Below are 3,774 nucleotides of genomic sequence, written 5' to 3'. Positions count from 1 at the left end.
GCAGCAAAGCCACGCTCGCATGCAACCTGAGCCGCCTTCGCTTGCCCAGAAGCCAGCAGGGACCAATGCCCCTGCAGCGACCTTCAGGACAATCTGCCCGACCGTGCCAAGAATGAACGGTGCCCCCAAGGGGGCAGAGGCCCGACCCGACCTCAGTTTTGGAGGGCGGGCCTCAGTTCAGGCGAGGCTCAGGGAGGGAGACACAGATTGGCCGTCGCAAAGGGGCATGGACCTGCTGGTTTCAAGGAGCAAGCGACACCGCTAAACGGCATGGACCTGCTTGCTTAAGGGAGCAAATGAATCAGCACCGAATCGCGGCGAATCCTCAGGTTTTACGCACCACCACGCTGCCGATTGAGTACCCTGCCCCAAACGAACAAATCACCCCAACATCGCCCTTGACCAAATCATCGCTGTGGCGATGGAATGCAATCACCGAGCCTGCAGACGCTGTGTTGGCAAATTCGTCCAAAATCACGGGGGCTTTGTCTGCGGCCACATCGGAGGTGCCCAGCAGCTTTTTGGCGATCAACTGGTTCATGTTGAGGTTGGCTTGATGCAGCCAGTAGCGGCGAACATCGGTGGCGCTGTTGTAACCCAAGCTGGCCAAGTGGGTGCTCATGTGTTCGGCGGCCATGGGGCACACTTCTTTGAACACTTTTCGGCCTTCTTGCATAAACAGTTTGTCTCGGCCACTGGGGTCAGCGTCTTCCGAGCGATTCATGAAGCCAAAATTGTTTCGAATGTTATTCGAAAACTTGGTGGCCAACTTGGTCCCCAACACCTCCCAACTGCCTGGTTTGGCGTCTTCAAGGCGCTGCACCACCACCGCTGTGCAAACATCACCAAAAATAAAGTGGCAATCGCGATCCAGCCAAGCCTGGTGAGCCGAGGTAATTTCGGGGTTCACCATCAACACCGCTTTGGCGGTGCCGGTGCGCACGGCGTTGACCGCCTGCTCAATGCCAAAGGTGGCCGATGAGCAAGCCACGTTCATGTCGTAGCCATAGCCCTGAATACCCAAGGCCTCTTGAATTTCAATGGCCATGGCCGGGTAGGCCCGCTGCATATTGGCTGCAGAACAAATCACGGCATCAATGGCTTCTGGCCCCACGCCAGCGGCGTCCATGGCTTTGCGGCCAGCGTCCACGGCAATTTCGGCCATCAGCGAAAGTTGGTCATTGGGCCGCTCTTTAAGATAAGGGTGCAGGCGTTCGGGGTTGAGCACGCCTTCTTTTTCAATCACATAACGCTGCTTGATGCCGGAAGCGGCCTCGATAAAAGCCGAACTGGACTCAGCCAGGGGCTGCAGTTCTCCACGTGCGATGGCTTCGGCATGATCAGCGTTGTACTTGGCCACGTAGGCGTTGAAGGAAGCCACCAATTCGTCGTTGGTGATCACTTGGCTAGGCACAAACAAGCCTGTGCCGCTGATGGCTACTTGATGCATGGTCTCTCGCCCTTGGTGGAATGCTGTGATGTTGTAATCCCCCAATGATACGGCGAAAGGCCGGCAATTTTAAGATGCCAAACGCATTTGCTCTACGGTCAAACCCTGACCCGGCGGCTCGGCACGCCTGCCGATTCCCTCATAAACCAGGCCATAATCAGCCAGCAAAGCGGGATCGTAAAGGTTGCGGCCATCGAACACCGCCTTGTGTTTCAGGGTGCGCGACAGCATTAAAAAATCCGGGCTTTTGAACATGCGCCATTCGGTACACACAATCAAGGCATCGGCGTTGAGGAGGGTGTCATCCTGGCTATTCATCACCTCGAAATGCCCAAGCAGTGGGCCGTCCTGGCGAAACTCGGCGAGGTCGTCCCGCATGGCCTGACGGGCAGCCTCGCCAGCCACAGGGTCAAAGGCCTGCACCGTGGCACCACGCAGCACCAGTTCTGCGGCAATGGTTCGGCTGCTGGCCTCACGCATGTCATCGGTCTCGGGCTTAAAGCTTAAGCCCCACATGGCAAAGGTCATGTTGCTTAAGTCGGGCCCGAAGCGTTGGATAATTTTTTCAACCAACACCCGCTTTTGCCGCTGGTTGCTGTGGTTAACCGCCCGCAACACCGACAGGTTTTGCCCCACATCTTCGGCTGTGCGTATCAAGGCTTTCACGTCTTTGGGAAAACACGAACCACCATAGCCGCACCCTGCATACAAAAACGAGTAACCAATGCGGGGGTCTGAGCCTATGCCGGCGCGCACCTGCTCGATGTCTGCACCTATTTTTTCTGCTAGGTTGGCCAATTCGTTCATGAAACCAATGCGAGTGGCCAGCATGGCGTTGGCGGCATACTTGGTGAGTTCTGCCGAACGCACGTCCATGGTAAGCATGCGCTCGTGGTGGCGCTGAAAAGGCGCATACAAAGCCTTCAGCAAGCGCAGCGCACGCTGGCCCGCCGGTGTGGCGTCGGTACCCAACACAATGCGATCGGGGCGTAAAAAATCGTCGATGGCTGCGCCCTCCTTTAAAAACTCGGGGTTGGAAACCACGGTGAAGGGGTGCAAGGCATTGCGTTGCACCAGCCCCCGGCGAAGCTCATCGGCCACGCGCTCGCCCGTGCCGACGGGCACAGTGGACTTGTTGATAATCACTTTAAAACCCCGCATGTGCGTGGCAATCTGTCTGGCCACGTTCAACACATGCTGCAAATCAGCGCTGCCATCTTCGCGCGGGGGAGTGCCCACGCAAATAAACACCAACTCGGCGTGATGGACAGCCTCTTCAATGCGGGCGGTAAACTTTAAGCGCTGCTCGCGCAGGTTACGCTGCAACAACTCTTCAAGACCTGGTTCATAAATGGGGCTTTGGCCTGCATTCAGACGCTGTACTTTGGCTGCATCAATGTCGCAACACAGCACATTGTTTCCAACCTCGGCCAAACAAGCCGCGGTCACCAGGCCCACATAACCCCCGCCAACAATGGATACACGCATCGCCACACCTTCCTCGGGTTGAAATGCGTGCAGTGTGTGCGGGCACTGTTGCCTGCGTTTTACATTTTTGGGAAAGAAATATGACGGGTGAGGAGTGTTGAAATAGTCGCATTACGCAGCGAGGCTGGGCTGTGGGATTGGCCCGGTCGCCTCGCTACATTGCATGCCGGCATTATTGCAAGCTGGGTGTGGCGTTGCCTTGGCCCAAGCGGCGCAACTGGTGAACAACCGCCACTGCAAACTGGCCGACCAACAAACAGCCTGCGGCCAACAAATTGGGGCCTTCAAAACCTGTTGCATTGATGTACTGCACACCCGCATTGACGGTAAAGCCGATGATGAGGATGGACATAAACAACATGCCGGGGGTACGAACAACAGACTCGATAAAATTTTTCATGATGTGATCCCTTTTAACTTTGGTTGTTGCGAAATCCGGGTTTTCGCTTTAACCCAGCAGCTTGTTCGACTGCATGGATTTTATTGTGTACAGTTGTGCACTGAATATCAAGTTATTTGTCTTTATTTCTCTCGAATATTTGCTCTATATTTTTTATATCTTTGTTTTTATTCACATTATTTTTTTAACGAACCGTGAACATTCGAAACAAGCACTCTTGATTTTTGAATCCAACTGGGCCTGGGATCGGCCCTTTGGAGTGCTGTGTGCCGCGCTTTTGGGCCGGGTTGGAGCCGGGTTGGCACCGACCGCTTGGCCTGGGATCAGCCCGTGTATCCCTTCTTGTCCCTTCCGAGGGGGCATGCAAGGCGAAAATGTCGCCATTGCATCCGATTCGGTTTCCCGCCAAGCGGGGGCTTGGTCGGGAAACACGCCT

General features: G+C 55.4%; 4 protein-coding genes. 1 reads left to right on the top strand and 3 read right to left on the bottom strand.

The window, feature by feature from the left end; translation table 11 throughout:
- Positions 1-325 precede the first annotated feature (325 nt).
- The 3 genes from ACEQU8_RS01465 to ACEQU8_RS01455 form a co-directional block, all read right to left on the bottom strand.
- Positions 326-1,450, bottom strand: coding sequence for a beta-ketoacyl-ACP synthase III (locus ACEQU8_RS01465; protein WP_370260968.1), 1,125 nt, complete (start codon positions 1,448-1,450; stop codon positions 326-328).
- 69 nt (positions 1,451-1,519) lie between these two features.
- A complete protein-coding gene (locus tag ACEQU8_RS01460) occupies positions 1,520-2,938 on the bottom strand; it encodes a UDP-glucose/GDP-mannose dehydrogenase family protein (protein ID WP_370260967.1) in 1,419 nt (472 codons plus the stop codon).
- Between the two features lie 172 nt (positions 2,939-3,110).
- Positions 3,111-3,338 (bottom strand): hypothetical protein, encoded by a 228-nt coding sequence (locus ACEQU8_RS01455; RefSeq protein ID WP_370260965.1) that lies wholly within the window; start codon positions 3,336-3,338, stop codon positions 3,111-3,113.
- A gap of 73 nt (positions 3,339-3,411) precedes the next feature.
- Between ACEQU8_RS01455 and ACEQU8_RS01450 the strand changes: the two genes are divergently transcribed.
- Positions 3,412-3,774 (top strand): hypothetical protein (locus tag ACEQU8_RS01450; RefSeq protein ID WP_370260964.1); only part of this gene is annotated, 363 nt, incomplete at its 3' end.

It is taken from the genome of Limnobacter sp. (genome assembly GCF_964228395.1).
Lineage (GTDB): Bacteria > Pseudomonadota > Gammaproteobacteria > Burkholderiales > Burkholderiaceae_B > Limnobacter.
Note: the sequence above shows the minus strand (reverse complement) of the source record. Positions and strands in the feature narration are given on the sequence as shown.